Genomic DNA, 16,235 nt, shown 5'->3' on the forward strand with positions numbered 1-16,235 from the left:
CAGATGTTAGAAACAGCGTGGCTTATCTGGCAAGAAAAACTGCCTATATTATGCACCATTACGCCGTAACGGCACATATGCGGCGCGTGCCTGTACTGTTCAGTCGTTTGTAATTAAAGTGTTTTCTTGTGCCGCCCCGTTACCAGCCCCGAAGCACCTTCTGAAAAAGCCGAATAATCCAAGCCGATTTTTTGGGCGTTTTGAAAGTGCGGTTCACGCTTTTGCCGCGCGCCCGGCTGGGATAGCGTGGCGCTCATGAGCAGTAAACCTCGATTCATTCACCTCCGCGTTCACACCGAATATTCGCTTCTGGAAGGCGCCGTGCGGCTGAAAAAGTTGCCGGGCCTGTGCGAGAAGATGGAGATGCCCGCCGTTGCGGTCACAGATACCAATTCGATGTTCTCGGCATTGGAGTTTTCGGTCACCGCCAGCGGAGCAGGGGTACAGCCGATCATGGGCTGTCAGGTCGATCTGACCTATGTGCAGGCGCAGCCGGGCGAAAAGCCCAAAGCGCCCGCACCGCTGGTTCTGCTGGCGCAGTCCGAGGCGGGGTATGAGAACCTGATGAAGCTCAGTTCCTGCCTCTATGTGGACAAGGGCGGGCAGTTGCCACAGGTCACTTTGGATGAGCTGTCGGAACGGTCGGACGGCCTGATCTGCCTGTCCGGCGGGCCTGACGGCCCGGTCGGGCGGTTGTTGCAACAAGGCCAGCGCCCGGCGGCCGAGGTTTTGGTTGATCGTCTGGCCGCCATGTTCCCGGATCGCCTGTACATAGAACTCCAGCGTCATCCGGGCGAGGATGGCCAACCCGAGGCCGAACGCCTGACCGAGCGCGGTCATATCGAGATGGCCTATGCCAAGAACCTGCCGCTGGTCGCCACCAATGATGTCTATTTCCCGACCTCGGATATGTATGAGGCGCACGACGCGCTGATCTGTATTTCCGAAGGGGCTTATGTCGACCAGCAGGACGGCCGCCGCCGCCTGACAGCGCAGCACTATTTCAAGTCGCAGCAGGAAATGGTGACGCTGTTTGCCGATCTTCCCGAGGCTATCGAGAACACGGTCGAAATCGCCAAACGCTGCGCCTTCATGGCCTACCGCCGCGATCCGATCCTGCCGAAGTTCGCCGATGACGAGGTGGCCGAGTTGCGCCGCATCGCCAATGAGGGTCTGCAGAAACGTCTGGCGGTGATCCCGCACGCGGTGACGCCCGAGGAATATCAGGAACGGCTGGATTTCGAACTCGACATCATTGAAGGGATGGGCTTCCCCGGCTACTTCCTGATCGTCGCGGACTTTATCCAGTGGGCCAAGGACGAAGATATCCCGGTGGGGCCGGGGCGGGGCTCGGGCGCTGGGTCGCTGGTGGCCTACGCGCTGACGATCACCGACCTCGACCCGCTGCGCTATTCGCTGCTGTTTGAACGTTTCCTGAACCCGGAACGGGTGTCGATGCCCGACTTCGATATCGACTTTTGCATGGATCGCCGCGAAGAGGTGATCCGCTATGTTCAGCAGAAATATGGCCGCGACAAGGTGGGGCAGATTATCACCTTCGGCGCGTTGCTTTCGAAGGCCGCTGTGCGGGACATTGGCCGGGTGCTTCAGATGCCTTACGGGCAGGTGGATCGCCTGTCCAAGATGATCCCGGTCGAGGGCGTCAAACCCGTCTCCATCGAAAAAGCTTTGAAAGACGAACCCCGCCTGCGCGAAGAGGCGCGCAACGAAGAAGTCGTGGATCGCTTGCTTACTTACGGTCAGCAGGTCGAGGGGCTGTTGCGGAATGCCTCGACCCACGCGGCTGGGGTTGTGATCGGGGATCGGCCTCTGGACGCGCTGGTGCCGCTGTATCAGGATCCGCGCTCGGACATGCCGGCGACCCAGTTCAATATGAAATGGGTGGAGCAGGCCGGGCTGGTGAAGTTCGACTTTCTGGGTCTGAAAACACTGACCGTGATCCAGAACGCGATGGACATCATCTTCAAGTCCGGGCGTCCCTTGCATGTCGCGGCGGACGGCACCGAGCTTTACGAACCTGCCGAAGGGGCCGAGAACCAGATCAACGCCATCCCGCTGGATGATGAGGCGACGTACAAGCTCTACTCCGCCGCCAAGACGGTAGCAGTGTTCCAGGTGGAATCCTCGGGCATGATGGATGCGCTCAAGCGCATGAAACCGACCTGTATCGAGGATATCGTGGCCCTTGTGGCGCTGTACCGCCCCGGCCCGATGGAAAACATTCCGACCTATTGCGAGGTCAAGAACGGGCTGCGCAAGATCACGTCCGTCCATCCTTTGATCGACCATATCCTTGAGGAAACGCAGGGCATCATCGTCTATCAGGAACAGGTGATGCAAATTGCGCAGGTGATGGCCGGGTACAGCCTCGGCGGCGCGGATCTGCTGCGCCGGGCGATGGGTAAGAAGATCAAAGAGGCGATGGATGCCGAGCGCCCCAAATTCGAAAAGGGCGCGGGTGAGAACGGGGTGGACGCCAAGAAGGCCAGCGAAGTCTTCGATCTGCTGGAGAAATTCGCGAACTACGGCTTCAACAAATCGCACGCCGCCGCCTATGCGGTGGTCAGCTATCAGACCGGCTGGCTGAAGGCGAACCACCCGGTCGAGTTCATGGCCGGCGTCATGAACTGCGATATCCATATGACCGAAAAGCTGGCGATCTATTTCGAAGAGGTCCGCAAGGGGTTGGAGTTGCCCTACGTTCCGCCCTGCGTGAACCGGTCGCTGGCGACCTTCGATGTGGTGAATGGAGAGCTGGTCTATGCGCTGGGCGCGTTGAAAAACGTAGGCGTCGAGGCGATGAACCTTGTGGTCGAGGGGCGACGCGCGGGAGGCGCGCAAGAAGAAAATACGGATAAGCCGTTCGTCAACCTGTTCGATTTCGCCCGCCGGGTCGATCTGAAGAAGGTCGGCAAGCGCCCGCTGGAAATGATGGCACGGGCGGGTGCGTTCGATCAGCTCGACAAGAACCGCCGCCGGGTGTTCGAAAGCCTTGATCCGCTGGTGCAATATTCGGCAGCGATCCACGACCAGAAGAACTCGAACCAGGTGTCATTGTTTGGCGAGGCGGGCGACGACCTGCCCGAACCGCGCCTGTCGCCGACGCCGGATTGGCTACCGGCGGAACGCCTTAGCGAAGAGTTCAAGGCGATTGGGTTTTATCTGTCCGGTCACCCGCTGGACGACTACATGCCCGCGTTAAAGCGTAAACAAGTTCTGACGCTGGACGAGGTGACAGAAAAAGCGCGCTCTGGCCCGTTGATCGCCAAGATGGCTGGTGTTGTCGCCGGGCGGCAGGAACGGAAATCGGCACGTGGCAACCGTTTCGCCTTTGCCCAGCTTTCGGACCCGACCGGTGCATATGAGGTGACGCTGTTTTCCGAAACGCTGGAAAAATCGCGCGAGTTTCTGGATACCGGTGCGCAGGTCGTCCTGACCGCCGAGGCGACCATGGAATCCGATCAGCTGAAGCTGCTGGGCCGTTCGGTCGGGCCGGTGGACTCGGTCGTGGCCGAGGCGGGTGCAACGGGCCTGCGCATATTCGTCGGCGAACCGCAGGTTTTGCCCACCGTCGCCAAGGTTCTCGCCGATGCGGCGGGTGCGGCCAAGGGCGCGGCGAAGGGGCCGATCCACCTTTGCCTGCTCGATCCGGGTTTGCCTGGTGATGTGGAAATGGACTTGGGACAGGACTTCCCGATCAACCCGCAGATCAAGGGCGCGATCAAGTCTCTGGACGGTGTCATGTCGGTCGAGGAGATCTGATCCGCCAACCGTTTGTTGCCACACAGAATAGGCGTCGCTAGGCTGAAACCATATCCTATTGGGTCATGTCACAGGAGGGCTCAGATATGACGGTTTCAGGAATTGGTTTCAGGGCATTCACATTGGCCGCCGCTGCATCCCTTGCGATGGCATCAGCCGGGTTGGCGGATGACAAGGATGACAAGAAGAAAAAGAACACCATCGAAGGCGCTTTGATCGGCGCGGGCGTGGGCGCGCTGATCGGCGACGGCAAAGGCGCAGCGATCGGTGGCGTGGCTGGCGCCATTATCGGACATAACTGGAAGTGATAGCGATGCGGTATTTTAGACTCAGAATGACCGTTTGCGCCGCAATCCTGGCGGCTCCGTGCGTGGCGACGGCCGATGACGCGGCTGAACAGATGGTACAGGACGCATTGCCTGTGATGCACTATACCTGCGCCTCGATTGCCGAAGAGGCGGATGGGGACGAAGCCTTTGTTGTGGAGGTTGTTGGAAAGATGACGGCCCTGTCGCTCTACAATCGCCAGATCAATATCGAAGATCATGCGACGAGTGACGAGGAAAAGGCCCAACTGCGCGAAGCCTTCATAGCCGCGCTGTCGGAAGGGTGCGCCGCGGACAAGGACGCCCTGCTGGGTGGCGTGGTCGATAACGCGGTGAAAACGACGCTGGGGTTTTGATCTAGGGATGTTTTGATCTTTCTAATGTGCGGCCCGAGTAATCGCGGTTGCGCACTGGCAGGCCTTATTCTGGACAACATCCTGAGCGATAGACAGCTTTGAGATTTATTACTTATGTATGCAAAACATGTTTCGATTGATTTACAGGCAACGTCGTCGATTGCTGTTTGGGACGTTCTTTCTGATGGCCGGCGTTACAGCTCAACATTGGGAACAATTTGAAGCACAGTTTGTAGAGGGTATCACGGTCTACGGTCCGATGATAACTTGGCTGGCTTTTGGTCTGACAATCTTGCTGACCGGCTGTATCTTTTTTTCTGTCTTGGCTTTGTTTGTTCTGATCTTCCGTCGTTTGAGAATGATGGTGGAAATGATATCTTTTTGGCTGGTGCTCAATGAAACGCTCAAACCTGCGCAGCTATTGGTGGATCGTTTCAATCTACCCGACTCTATGACTGGAGTCATAAGCCTAGTTTTGATCCTGACGTTTATCTCCATCGTTTACGGGACCGTGCTTGATGGATTTCGGTTCGGACTGGACTGGAAGTCCAGGCGGCGCGTGCGTGTACGGCGACCCATTGAAGAAGTGTGGCCCTCCTTTGCGCTCGCGGAAAGCGGTCTCGCCGCCAACTGGGCGCAAACCCTACATAGTGTGCAACCTGTCCAAGAAGAAGCAAACAGTTTTGACGTTTCTTATTTACAGGGTCCGTCCATATTTGAGCTGCAGCGTCAGACCGTTTTGGAATGCGATGCTCCAAAGCGTTACTACTATGCTTTTTCGGGCAAGGGAAACTCGAAAAACCACCGTTTGACAGATGGCGAATTCGATGTGGCCCTTGAGCCGGACGGTAAGGGAGGAACCCTAGTCACGGCCCGCGAACACCGCAGGGCTATGCTTCCGCGCATGGCGCTGCTGCTATGGTTTGAAGATCAGCTTGGCGATGCGTTGGATGGATTTGCTTCAAGGATGCGCGGCAGACGCGATTGGTCAATCACTGGTCTGGAGCATCGCAAGATCCTGAGCCTCGCCTGACTGGGACCTGTCAATAATGTGGCGGGCGTTCGTCCCCCAACACGACCCCGCCAGAGCCTTCCTGCGCCCGTTCAGCTTCGCGCTGCAACAGCATTTCGACCCGGCGGGTCAGGCGGTCGATCTCGGCCTGCTGGCTTGTGACGACCGTGTTCAGTTCTTCGACCGTGCGGGTCAGGTGGGCGATCTGTTCTTCCAGATGCTGCATGGGGGTCTCCTTCGGTGTCGGTCATAGCGACGCTTGGGCGGCAAGGCCAGCGAAAGCGCGCCTTGCCCCGATGCGGACCATGGGATAGACCGCGCGCGGAACAAGGACATTCCCAAGGACGCCCCACATGGCCAAGCCCAAGAAACAGCCCCGCCCCAAGGCGATTACGCCGAAAGGGTTCCGCGACTATTTCGGCCAGGAAGTCACGCAGCGCACCGAAATGCTGCGGGCTATTGCGGATGTCTATCATCGTTACGGGTTTGATGCGTTGGAGAGCAGCGCTGTCGAAACCGTTGAGGCGCTGGGCAAGTTCCTTCCGGATGTGGATCGCCCGAACGAAGGTGTGTTTGCATGGCAGGAAGTGGACGAAAACGACAAGGGCGACTGGATGGCCCTGCGTTACGATCTGACCGCGCCTTTGGCGCGCGTCTACGCGCAGCACCGCAACGATCTGCCGACGCCCTATCGCCGTTATGCGATGGGTCCGGTCTGGCGCAACGAAAAGCCGGGGCCAGGGCGCTATCGTCAGTTTTATCAGTGCGATGCGGATACGGTGGGTACGGCCTCGATGGCCGCTGACGCCGAGATTTGCGCGATGCTGTCGGATACGCTGGAAACCGTCGGTATTCCGCGCGGCGACTATCTGGTGCGGGTCAACAACCGCAAGGTCCTGAACGGCGTGCTGGAAGCGATGGGTCTTGGTGATGACCTGGCGGCTCGCGACAACGTCCTGCGCACCATCGACAAGTTTGATAAGGTGGGCGAGGCCGGTGTGCGCGAGTTGCTGACCAAAGGCCGCCTGGATGCCTCGGGCGCGTTCATCGACGGTGTTGGACTGAGCGACGACCAGGCCGAGCCGGTGATTGCCTTCCTGACGTCCAAAGCTGCGGATACCGCTGGAACGCTTGCGAACTTGCGCGCTGCGGTCGGCGACAGCAAGATTGGCGCAGATGGGATCGCCGAGTTGGAACAGATCGGGGCGCTGCTGGATGCAGGCGGATACGGCGCGGATCGGATCGAAATTGACCCCTCGGTCGTGCGTGGCCTGGGCTATTACACCGGTCCGGTCTATGAGGCTGAACTGACGTTTGAGATTTTCGACGAGAAGGGCCGCAAGCGGCAGTTCGGATCGGTCTCGGGCGGCGGTCGTTATGACGATCTGGTCAAGAGATTTACTGGGCAGGAAGTGCCCGCGACCGGTATCTCCATCGGCGTTGATCGTTTGCTGGCCGCCCTGCGTGAAAAAGGTCGGATTGCGGCGCAGGCCACCGGCCCCGTGGTCGTTACCGTCATGGATCGGGACCGCATGGCAGATTATCAGGCGATGGTTGCCGAGCTGCGGAACGCTGGTATCCGGGCTGAGGTCTATCTGGGCAACCCCAAGAACTTCGGCAATCAGCTGAAATATGCGGATAAAAGGAACTCTCCGATTGCGGTCATTGAGGGCGGCGACGAAAAGACAAACGGGATCGTGCAGATCAAGGACCTGATCCTGGGCGCGAAAATCGCCGAAAGTGCCACGCTGGAGGAATGGAAAGAACGTCCCAGCCAGTTCGAAGTGCCCCGCGGCGATCTGGTCGCGAAGGTGCGCGAAATTCTGGACAGTCAGGACTGATCCATGGCCAATCGTTCCCAGATACAGGCCCGCGCCGCAACGATGCGGGTGCGCTTTGAGGCGGCGGGCGCTCAGGTGGTTGATACGCCGCTGCTGCAACCGGCAGGCACGCTGCTGGACCTTTACGGCGAAGATATTCGCGCGCGCGCCTACGTGACTTCGGATGCGCTGCGCGGCGAGCAGATGCTGCGCCCGGATTTCACCCTGCCCGTGGTGCAGATGCACATGACTGATGGGGCGGAACCGGCGCGATACACCTATTCAGGCGAGGTGTTCCGCCGTCAGGAGCATGATCCGGATCGGTCCAACGAATATATTCAGGTAGGGTACGAAGTCTTTGATCGCAACGACCCGGTTGGTTCGGATGCCGAAGTGTTTTCCCTGTTCGCGCTGCAATTGCGGGGGCTGCCGCTGCGTGCCGCGACCGGCGACATTGGTATTCTGACTGCCGCCGTTGCCGGGTTGCGCACAACTGACCGGCGCAAGGCAGCTTTGATGCGGCATCTGTGGCGGCCCCGTCGTTTTCGCCTTTTGCTTGATCGTTTCGCGGGTCGCAAACCGGCGCCCGACGGGCGCGACGCGCTGCTGGACGCCACGGACCCTTTGTCGACCGATGTGCCAATGATCGGCAAGCGCCGCTCTGCCGAGATTGAGGCGCGGATTAGGGCTCTGCGCGATGACCGGGACACACCGCCGATTTCAGACAGTGAACTTGCCGGACTTGAGACACTGCTGAACGTGCGGGAAACCATGCCTTTTGCATTGGAACAGTTGCGCGACGTGGCGGTCGACCTGCCCCAGATCACGCCGGCGCTGGACCGGCTTGAGGCGCGGGTCGCCGCGTTGCAGGCGCGCGGCGTAGATGTGGACCGTCTGGATTTCGAAGCCGCGTATGGGCGGACTTCGATGGAATATTATGACGGTTTCGTTTTTGGTTTCTATGCCGAAGGGCGTCCGGACCTGCCACCGATTGCAACAGGCGGGCGTTATGACGCGCTGACCCGTCAATTGGGCAATGGCGCTGAAATCCCCGCCGTGGGCGGCGTGATCCGTCCGGACCTGATGCTTGACGTTGAGGAGGACGCGCCATGAGCCTGAAATTGGGCGTGCCCTCCAAGGGCCGGTTGATGGAAAAAACCTTTGCATGGTTCGAAAAGCGCGGCATCACCCTGTCACGCAGCGGGTCAGACCGGGAATATGCGGGTAAAGTTGAAGGTATACAGGGGGTGTCCCTGATCCTGTTGTCCGCCGGGGAAATTCCGCGCGAACTGGCGTCCGGGCGCATTCACATGGGCGTCACCGGAATAGATCTTGTGCAGGAAAAACTGCCGCGCTGGGAACAGCAGGTCGAAGAGGTTTCGCAGCTTGGCTTCGGCAAGGCCGACCTGATCATTGCCGCGCCCGCCTGCTGGGTAGACGTCGAGACGCTGGACGATCTGGACGCGGTTGCGGCGGCGTTTCGCAAGACCCACGGCCACCGGCTGCGGATCGCCACCAAGTATCACCGGCTGGTGCGCGAGTTTCTGACCGATGCGGGCGTGGCCGATTACACGCTGGTCGACAGCCAGGGCGCGACCGAGGGCACCGTGGTCAATGAAACCGCCGAAGCGATTGCCGATATCACCTCGACCGGTGAGACGTTGCGGGCAAACCACCTGAAAATCCTTTCGGACGGCCTGATCCTGCAATCTCAGGCAACCCTGTGGCGCAGCCGCGTGGCAAAGTACGAAGCGGAAGATAAGGCGGTTCTGTCCGAGATGCTGGATCGTCTGGGCTGATTACAGCACGCCGATTTCTGCCAGGGCACTGTTCAGGTCGTCGGGCAGGGCGTCGTCCTGCTCGCGACCTTGCGGCAGGTCGGCGGGCGTGTCCTCGGGCTTCAGATAGCGCCACCCCTGAAACGGACGTTTCAGAGCGGTTTGAGTGCGATGTACTTCGGGGTCCAGCACGATGGCGCAACGGCGGATACCGTCCTCACCACGCACTTCATCCAGCCGCAGAATGCGCTGGCGGCACTGGATCACGCCTTTGATCACCCAATAGATTGATCCGCCGTTCAGAATCTCGGCCTCGCGTTTGGGCCACATGCGGGTGACGTGGCGCGGGCAGCCGTCCTCGTAAAGCGGTCTACGGCTGTCCTGCCACGCGATCAGCGTGTCGACGCTTTCCGATCCGACAGACAGTTTGATGAGGTTTACGTAGTTATCCACAGCTTTCCCACAGAGTCGTCCCGAGGTTCATCTTTATATTGTAGCTTGCTATCGGTTGTCATCAAGGTGTTGTGGTGCGGATGTGATTTAGGATAGTCTGGATATCTCTTTCAGCACAGGGAATCACCAATGAGCCGCTTTGCCGCCCCCATCGCCGAGCAGATCTGGGATATGAAATACCGCTTCAAAAAGGCGGATGGCACGCCCATCGACCAGACGGTCGAGGATAGCTGGCGGCGCATCGCCCGCGATCTGGCGCGGGTGGAAAAGGATCCCGTTCATTGGGAAGAGAAATTCTACGAAGCGCTGGAAGATTTCAAATACCTGCCCGCCGGGCGCATTACTGCGGGGGCGGGCACCGCGCGGCAGGTGACCCTGTTCAACTGTTTCGTCATGGGCACTGTGCCCGACAGTATGGGCGGTATCTTCGACATGCTGAAAGAGGCCGCGCTGACCATGCAGCAGGGCGGTGGGATCGGTTACGATTTCTCGACCATCCGTCCGCGTGGGGCGGATGTGCATGGCGTGGCGGCGGATGCTTCGGGACCGCTGAGCTTTATGGATGTCTGGGACGCAATGTGCCGCACGATCATGTCCGCAGGCTCGCGCCGCGGGGCGATGATGGCGACCATGCGCTGCGATCATCCGGATATCGAACAGTTCATCACCGCCAAGTCCGACCCGGCCCGCCTGCGCATGTTCAACATGTCGGTGCTGGTAACCGATCCGTTCATGGAGGCCGTCAAGGCCGACGGCCCGTGGGAGCTGGTGTTCGGCGACAAGGTGTATCACACCGTTCAGGCGCGTGATCTATGGAACAAGATCATGCAGGCCACCTATGACTATGCCGAACCGGGTGTCATCTTCATCGACCGGATCAATCAGGCCAACAACCTCAGCTATGTCGAAACCATCGCAGCAACAAACCCCTGCGGCGAGCAACCGCTACCGCCCTATGGCGCGTGCCTGCTGGGCTCGATCAACCTGGCGCGGCTGGTGGCCGAGCCGTTCGAGGACGCCGCCCATCTGGATGAAGAGGCGCTGCAAGAACTGGTCGCCACTGCCGTTCGGATGATGGACAATGTGGTGGATGCGTCGAAATTCCCGCTGGCAGAGCAGGAGGCCGAAGCGCAGGACAAACGCCGCATCGGACTGGGCGTGACGGGACTGGCCGACGCACTGCTGATGCTGGGCCTGCGCTATGGCTCCGACGAGGCGGCGCGCCAAACCGAACGCTGGTTGCACGCGATCGCCCGCGCCGCGTATCTGGCGTCGGTCGATTTGGCGAAGGAAAAAGGGGCGTTCCCTCTGTTCGATGCCGAGAAATATCTGGCCAGCGGCACGATGCAGCAGATGGACGAAGACGTGCGCGACGCGATCCGTGAACATGGTATCCGCAATGCGTTGCTGACATCGATTGCGCCGACGGGCACGATTTCCCTTTATGCCGGAAACGTCTCCTCCGGGATCGAGCCGGTCTTTGCCTATGCTTACACGCGCAAAGTGCTGCAAAAGGACGGCTCGCGCACCGAGGAAGAGGTAGTGGACTACGCGGTGCAGATGTGGCGCGACAAGTTCGGGGATAAGGACCTGCCGGGCTTTTTTGTCAACGCGCAGACGCTTTCCCCGTCCGATCACGTCAAGATGCAGGCGGCGGCGCAGAAATGGATCGACAGTTCGATCTCGAAGACGATCAACTGCCCCGAGGATATCAGCTTTGACGCGTTCAAGGACGTCTATATGCAGGCCTGGGATCAGGGCTGCAAAGGCTGCACGACCTACCGGCCCAATGACGTGACCGGTTCGGTCCTGACGGTTTCGGAAAGTGCCGACACTGCACCTGGTGAAAGCGCCGCGGCCCCGCATGAGGTCGACGGGGGCGAAGTCGTTTACATGTCCGAGCCGCTGGATCGCCCGCAGTCACTGGAAGGGTCCACCTATAAACTGAAATGGCCGGACAGCGAGCATGCGATCTACCTGACCATCAACGACATCGTCATCGGCGGTCGCCGCCGTCCGTTCGAAGTGTTCATCAACTCGAAGAACATGGAACATTACGCCTGGACACTGGCCCTGACCCGGATGATCTCGGCCGTGTTCCGACGGGGCGGGGATGTGTCCTTTGTCGTCGAAGAGCTGAAGGCCGTGTTTGATCCGCGTGGTGGGGCCTGGGTCAAAGGCAAGTACATCCCGTCCATCCTGGCTGCGATTGGCGGCGTGATCGAACAGCACCTGATCAATATCGGCTTTCTTGAAGGTGAGGGCATGGGACTCAAATCCGATCCTCAGGCGCAGGTCGTCAACATGGACGCGCCACGCGGCAAGGCGTGCCCGTCCTGTGGGCAGTTCGATATGGTGATGATCGAAGGGTGCATGACCTGCCGCAGTTGCGGACATTCCAAATGCGGGTGACCTGCGGGGTCCGAAATGACGTCAACATTGGCATCCCGGCCCTTTGACAGCCGGCCGGGGCGCTTTTTCTAAATCTCTTAAGCAACATTTTCGTGATCGCTGCATTTACGTCTCTTTTCCGCCCGAATTGGCACTGATAATACTCAGCCAGTGAGCAGTGATGTGTTGAAAGGTACGGGCGGTAAAATGAGAGCCGGGGAAAGCGGTCGCATAGCCATATTGTGGACTCAGACAGAAATCGACGGGCTGGAGGCAGCGCCTCTTTCCTTCCTGAGCGTTGGAGCAGCCTGGTCATGGCGCGGTCAGGCGCGTTTTCTAAGTGACGCTGTGGAACAGAGCCTTGAGCGGACCGGGGTCGCGCAGGGGGGATCTGCGCGAACGCTGGGCCACGTTACTTCGTATAAGGATCTTGCCGAAGGGGCGCAGGGCGAAGTTGTTCTGACCAACGGGGCGCAGCACTTTACTGCCAAGCTGGTGTTTGTTGCAGGCGAATCAGCCCCGACACTGGTGTTTGAAAAGGAATGTCCGGCCCGCGAACAGGAATTCTGGATCAGCGCCTTTACCGAGATTGAGCGCCGGGATGGTCAGGTTGCCCTGACGGACGACACGGTTGTTGCGTTCCCGTCGCAACTCCGGATGGATCACCTGCCGGAAGTGCCGGGCCGTCGCATGGCAGGCCGCGCGAGCTGCAGGATCGACTGACGGGCTGGCACCGCCCCTCCTGTCATCCATGGAAATTCCCGTTTGTTGCCGAAAGGCATGTTGACTCTGCGCGTTCCGCGGATATAAGCGCGGCTTCATTGGTGTTGGTGGCCCCCGCAAGGGGATGCCTGTCATGGGGGAAACCCCAAGAGGACAACGCCCTTCATAGTGGCCCGCAAGGCCTCGACCAAAACGAAGGAGATCAGCCGTGACCAAACGCACGTCTGCCAAGTACAAAATCGACCGCCGGATGGGTGAAAACATCTGGGGTCGTCCGAAATCCCCGATCAACCGTCGTGAATACGGCCCCGGCCAGCACGGCCAGCGCCGCAAGGGCAAACTGTCGGACTTCGGTCTGCAGTTGCGCGCCAAGCAGAAGCTGAAAGGCTACTATGGCGACCTGACCGAGAAGCAGTTCCGCCGCATCTACGCCGAAGCCGAGCGTGTCAAAGGCGACACCGGTGAAAACCTGATCGGTCTGCTGGAGCGCCGTCTGGACGCCGTTGTTTACCGCGCCAAGTTCGTGCCGACCGTATTCGCTGCACGTCAGTTCGTGAACCACGGCCACGTCAAAGTGAATGGCAAGCGGGTCAACATCCCCTCCTACCGTGTCAAAGAAGGCGACGTGATCGAAGTGCGCGACAAATCCAAGCAACTGACCGTTGTTCTGGAAGCCGCTGCTCTGGCCGAGCGTGATGTGCCTGATTACATCGACGCCGATCACTCGAAAATGACCGCGACCTTCGTGCGCGCACCGGGCCTGAGCGATGTGCCTTACCCGGTCATGATGGAACCGAATCTGGTCGTCGAATTCTACGCGAAGAACTAATCTTCGCCGGACCCGAGATTACGAAGGCCGCGCTTATGCGCGGCCTTTTTCGTTTAGGGGGCAGTAAGACCCGGCTGCCTGTCTGACCGCGCAAACTTCATGCAGGCAGTAATATTCCCACGTCGCCCTATTGCCGACATTCTGATCTGCGGAGCGAGCGGTAAACACAACCAAAGCATCGAGGTACTTATCGCTATGCGGGCACTGCGCAGTCAGAAGGCAAATCACAGAATCCGAAGCATCACGCACGGTTTGGCCGGGCTGGGTCTGGCGGCATTGGTCGCGAGGTGTGCGTCTTCAACAACTTCGGTCAACACAAGCACTCAGATTTCCACGGACCCGATTTTGGTCAGTGTTATCCGGAGGTTCGAAAGAGGATGTATCGAAAACGCACCCGCCTTTGATCCGGCACGGGTACGAGCTGGCTTTAACGCCAACAAACCCGATCTCGCCCCGGGCATGTTGTTTCTGGCCAGCGGCACGCCCGGACAGTCCTGCGGCGTAACGGTTCGCGGATACGGCGCAAACAGACCGGCGCCAACCGTTGGCGACGTGAACCGCCTGTGGCGTATCTTCGCCTCGAAAACAGGGTGGGCGTTTACACCCGCCGTGCCCGGAAAAACGACACGGACAAAAGTTTCGTTCCAGCGCAAGAACTTCAATATCACCGGATACGTCACCCGCGACGGAGACCTGCGCCTGACTGTCTACGAGTGACGCCGTCAAATCGGCAGCGGTCGCCCTTCGGCGATCGCTTCCATCGCAAAGTATGAGGTCACACTGTCCAGTTCGACCTTTTCGATCAGGCGCTGATAAACCTTGTCATAAGACGTCATGTCCTGCGTCACGACCTTGAGCTGATAGTCGTAGTCGCCGCCGATTCTGTGGAAATCCACAACCTCGGGAATGGTCAGCACGTGGCTGCGAAACGCCTGAAGCCATTCAGCCGAATGATGCCTTGTGCGCAGCATGACAAAGACCACAAGGCTCAGCCCCAGCTTTTCCCGCGCAATCCGGGCGGTCGAGCCGGTGATGACTCCATCCTCGTTCAAGGCTTTCAGTCGCCGCCAGCAGGCGTTTTGCGACAATCCCACCCGGTCTGCCAATTCACGCTGCGACAGAGTTGCGTCCGTTTGCAGCTCGCGCAAGATGCGCTTGTCAATTTGATCTAATTTTTCCGTCATTATTAAGCATATGACACAAAAAATGAGAAAACCACGAAAAGATAGGTGAAGTTTTCCCGCCTGAATTCAATCATATTGGATAGTGCAATACGGAGCCCATCCCATGACCCTGTCCAAGTTTCGCTCAGAAATCCAATCCATCACTCACAATTCAACTCTGCGCGACGGGCTGATCGGAGAGAACGTCCTGATCCCGGGTCTGCATGGGGACGTGCCGCTGGTTTATGCGGACTACGTCGCCTCGGGCCGTGCGCTGCGGCAGGTCGAGGATTTTGTCGCCGAACAGGTGCTGCCCTTCTATGCCAACAGCCATACCGAAGCCTCCTATTGCGGGTCCTACATGACCCGTCTGCGCCGCGAAGCCCGCGCAGAAATCGCCCGCATCGTCGGCGTAAAGGAAGAAGACGCGGTGATTTTCACCGGGTCTGGCGCCACTGCGGGTCTGAACCGGCTGGTCAGCTTACTGGGTGTGGATGCGGCTGACCGGCCGGTCGTTCTCATTGGGCCATACGAGCATCATTCGAACATCCTGCCCTGGCGGGAAAGCAAGGCGCAGGTGATCGAAATCCCCGAGGCCGTCGACGGCGGGGTGGATCTGGCGGCGCTGGAACAGGCGCTGATTGCCAACGCGGCATCCGATTTGATCATTGGCTCGTTTTCGGCTGCGTCTAACGTGACCGGCATCATCACCGACCCGGACCCCATCACGCGTTTGCTCAAGTCACATCGTGCGGTTTCCGTCTGGGATTATGCAGGCGGCGGTCCTTACCTGCCAATGGATATGGGCCCCGAAGACGCGCGCAAGGATGCCATCGTGATTTCGCCGCACAAGTTTCCGGGCGGTCCGGGTGCTTCGGGTGTATTGATCGTCAACCGGGACGCGGTGCGCCGTACCTGTCCCAGCTGGCCCGGCGGCGGAACGGTCAGCTTCGTTTCGCCCTGGCGGCACGACTACAGCGACGATCTGGCGACGCGGGAAGAAGCCGGCACACCCAACGTGATCGGAGACATTCGCGCGGCACTGGCATTCATCGTCAAGGACGCCGTGGGCACGCAAGAGATTGCCAGACGCGAAGCCCAATACAACCGCATGGCGCTGAAGGGTTGGGGGGACAATCCGAACCTGACGCTGTTGGGCACTGACAACCCGCATCGCTTGCCGATCTATTCCTTCCTTGTGTGCGACAACTCCGGCCAGCCGGTGCACCAACAGTTGTTCACACGGATGCTCAGCGACATTTACGGCATTCAGGCGCGTGGCGGCTGCGCCTGCGCGGGGCCTTACGCGCATCGATTGTTGGGGATCGACCGCGCAACATCGGACGAGTTGCACGCGGCGCTGTCCGCTGGGGAAGAGATGAAAAAGCCCGGATGGGTGCGCCTGAACTTCTCGTATCTGATGAGCGAGGAAACGGTTCAGTTCATCATCGACAGCATCAACGACCTGTCCCGCCGGACCGAGGAATTCACCCCGTATTACAATGCCGACCCGGCGACGGCCCGCTTCAAAGCGGCGTGACGGAATTGCCGCTTTTCTCAACGCGTTGAGACAGGTATGAGGGGCTCCAACAACGGAGCCT

16 protein-coding genes are annotated in these 16,235 nt (G+C 59.4%); 12 read left to right on the forward strand and 4 right to left on the reverse strand.

What is annotated here, in order from left to right; translation table 11 throughout:
• Positions 1–113: 113 nt before the first annotated feature.
• Positions 114–257, reverse strand: coding sequence for a hypothetical protein (locus ACXAC3_RS07770; RefSeq protein WP_475158402.1), 144 nt, complete (start codon positions 255–257; stop codon positions 114–116).
• Here ACXAC3_RS07770 and dnaE point away from each other — a divergent pair.
• The 4 genes from dnaE to ACXAC3_RS07790 all read left to right on the forward strand — a co-directional run bounded on the left by dnaE (position 256) and on the right by ACXAC3_RS07790 (position 5,498).
• Entirely contained in the window at positions 256–3,783 is a 3,528-nt protein-coding gene (gene dnaE, locus ACXAC3_RS07775; RefSeq protein WP_475158404.1) for a DNA polymerase III subunit alpha, read from the forward strand. The two genes, ACXAC3_RS07770 and dnaE, sit on opposite strands and share 2 nt — an antisense overlap.
• A gap of 86 nt (positions 3,784–3,869) precedes the next feature.
• Complete coding sequence (locus tag ACXAC3_RS07780) at positions 3,870–4,091, forward strand: YMGG-like glycine zipper-containing protein (RefSeq protein WP_475158406.1); 222 nt, start codon at positions 3,870–3,872, stop codon at positions 4,089–4,091.
• 5 nt (positions 4,092–4,096) lie between these two features.
• On the forward strand, positions 4,097–4,465 hold the full coding sequence (locus ACXAC3_RS07785) for a hypothetical protein (protein ID WP_475158408.1): 369 nt from the start codon (positions 4,097–4,099) through the stop codon (positions 4,463–4,465).
• Between the two features lie 184 nt (positions 4,466–4,649).
• Positions 4,650–5,498, forward strand: a complete 849-nt coding sequence (locus ACXAC3_RS07790; RefSeq protein WP_475158411.1) for a hypothetical protein — start codon at positions 4,650–4,652, stop codon at positions 5,496–5,498.
• Between the two features lie 10 nt (positions 5,499–5,508).
• On the opposite strand, the gene ACXAC3_RS07795 is transcribed toward ACXAC3_RS07790, so the two are convergent.
• Complete coding sequence (locus tag ACXAC3_RS07795; RefSeq protein WP_475158415.1) at positions 5,509–5,703, reverse strand: SlyX family protein; 195 nt, start codon at positions 5,701–5,703, stop codon at positions 5,509–5,511.
• 127 nt (positions 5,704–5,830) lie between these two features.
• Between ACXAC3_RS07795 and hisS the strand changes: the two genes are divergently transcribed.
• From hisS to hisG, 3 genes are read left to right on the forward strand one after another with little or no spacing between them, the layout of a single operon-like run.
• Positions 5,831–7,318: a histidine--tRNA ligase gene (gene hisS / locus ACXAC3_RS07800; RefSeq protein WP_475158416.1), complete on the forward strand. Its 1,488-nt coding sequence runs from the start codon at positions 5,831–5,833 to the stop codon at positions 7,316–7,318.
• 3 nt (positions 7,319–7,321) lie between these two features.
• Positions 7,322–8,410 (forward strand): ATP phosphoribosyltransferase regulatory subunit, encoded by a 1,089-nt coding sequence (locus ACXAC3_RS07805; RefSeq protein WP_475158418.1) that lies wholly within the window; start codon positions 7,322–7,324, stop codon positions 8,408–8,410.
• A complete protein-coding gene (gene hisG, locus ACXAC3_RS07810; protein ID WP_475158421.1) occupies positions 8,407–9,096 on the forward strand; it encodes an ATP phosphoribosyltransferase in 690 nt (229 codons plus the stop codon). Before ACXAC3_RS07805 ends, hisG begins: the two co-directional genes overlap by 4 nt.
• Here the strand turns inward: hisG and ACXAC3_RS07815 are convergent, their stop codons facing one another.
• Positions 9,097–9,528 (reverse strand): DUF1489 family protein, encoded by a 432-nt coding sequence (locus tag ACXAC3_RS07815; protein WP_475158422.1) that lies wholly within the window; start codon positions 9,526–9,528, stop codon positions 9,097–9,099. It abuts the gene before it with no gap.
• Positions 9,529–9,657: 129 nt separating this feature from the next.
• On the opposite strand from ACXAC3_RS07815, the gene ACXAC3_RS07820 reads away from it, so the two are divergent.
• From ACXAC3_RS07820 to ACXAC3_RS07835, 4 genes are all read left to right on the forward strand, one after another.
• Positions 9,658–11,940 (forward strand): adenosylcobalamin-dependent ribonucleoside-diphosphate reductase, encoded by a 2,283-nt coding sequence (locus tag ACXAC3_RS07820; RefSeq protein ID WP_475158425.1) that lies wholly within the window; start codon positions 9,658–9,660, stop codon positions 11,938–11,940.
• Positions 11,941–12,159: 219 nt separating this feature from the next.
• Positions 12,160–12,642 carry a hypothetical protein gene (locus tag ACXAC3_RS07825; protein ID WP_475158426.1) on the forward strand — a complete coding sequence of 161 codons (483 nt, stop codon included), beginning with the start codon at positions 12,160–12,162 and terminating at the stop codon, positions 12,640–12,642.
• A gap of 208 nt (positions 12,643–12,850) precedes the next feature.
• Positions 12,851–13,471: a 30S ribosomal protein S4 gene (gene rpsD, locus ACXAC3_RS07830; RefSeq protein ID WP_475158427.1), complete on the forward strand. Its 621-nt coding sequence runs from the start codon at positions 12,851–12,853 to the stop codon at positions 13,469–13,471.
• A 345-nt stretch (positions 13,472–13,816) separates the two neighbouring features.
• Complete coding sequence (locus tag ACXAC3_RS07835) at positions 13,817–14,188, forward strand: hypothetical protein (RefSeq protein ID WP_475158428.1); 372 nt, start codon at positions 13,817–13,819, stop codon at positions 14,186–14,188.
• A 5-nt stretch (positions 14,189–14,193) separates the two neighbouring features.
• On the opposite strand, the gene ACXAC3_RS07840 is transcribed toward ACXAC3_RS07835, so the two are convergent.
• On the reverse strand, positions 14,194–14,655 hold the full coding sequence (locus ACXAC3_RS07840) for an Lrp/AsnC family transcriptional regulator (protein WP_475158433.1): 462 nt from the start codon (positions 14,653–14,655) through the stop codon (positions 14,194–14,196).
• A gap of 103 nt (positions 14,656–14,758) precedes the next feature.
• Between ACXAC3_RS07840 and ACXAC3_RS07845 the strand changes: the two genes are divergently transcribed.
• The gene (locus ACXAC3_RS07845; RefSeq protein ID WP_475158435.1) at positions 14,759–16,174 is read left to right on the forward strand and encodes an aminotransferase class V-fold PLP-dependent enzyme; all 1,416 of its coding nucleotides are present in this window, start codon (positions 14,759–14,761) and stop codon (positions 16,172–16,174) included.
• Positions 16,175–16,235 lie beyond the last annotated feature (61 nt).

The sequence above is a fragment of the Ruegeria sp. ABV4_181 genome, assembly GCF_056158465.1.

Bases quoted from the DNA above. Each gene is read 5' to 3' on its own strand.
- dnaE (WP_475158404.1), top strand. From the start codon at position 256: ATGAGCAGTAAACCTCGATTCATTCACCTCCGCGTTCACACCGAATAT.
- ACXAC3_RS07770 (WP_475158402.1), bottom strand. From the start codon at position 257: ATGAGCGCCACGCTATCCCAGCCGGGCGCGCGGCAAAAGCGTGAACCG.
- ACXAC3_RS07780 (WP_475158406.1), top strand. From the start codon at position 3,870: ATGACGGTTTCAGGAATTGGTTTCAGGGCATTCACATTGGCCGCCGCT.
- ACXAC3_RS07785 (WP_475158408.1), top strand. From the start codon at position 4,097: ATGCGGTATTTTAGACTCAGAATGACCGTTTGCGCCGCAATCCTGGCG.
- ACXAC3_RS07790 (WP_475158411.1), top strand. From the start codon at position 4,650: ATGGCCGGCGTTACAGCTCAACATTGGGAACAATTTGAAGCACAGTTT.
- ACXAC3_RS07795 (WP_475158415.1), bottom strand. From the start codon at position 5,703: ATGCAGCATCTGGAAGAACAGATCGCCCACCTGACCCGCACGGTCGAA.
- hisS (WP_475158416.1), top strand. From the start codon at position 5,831: ATGGCCAAGCCCAAGAAACAGCCCCGCCCCAAGGCGATTACGCCGAAA.
- ACXAC3_RS07805 (WP_475158418.1), top strand. From the start codon at position 7,322: ATGGCCAATCGTTCCCAGATACAGGCCCGCGCCGCAACGATGCGGGTG.
- hisG (WP_475158421.1), top strand. From the start codon at position 8,407: ATGAGCCTGAAATTGGGCGTGCCCTCCAAGGGCCGGTTGATGGAAAAA.
- ACXAC3_RS07820 (WP_475158425.1), top strand. From the start codon at position 9,658: ATGAGCCGCTTTGCCGCCCCCATCGCCGAGCAGATCTGGGATATGAAA.
- ACXAC3_RS07840 (WP_475158433.1), bottom strand. From the start codon at position 14,655: ATGACGGAAAAATTAGATCAAATTGACAAGCGCATCTTGCGCGAGCTG.
- ACXAC3_RS07845 (WP_475158435.1), top strand. From the start codon at position 14,759: ATGACCCTGTCCAAGTTTCGCTCAGAAATCCAATCCATCACTCACAAT.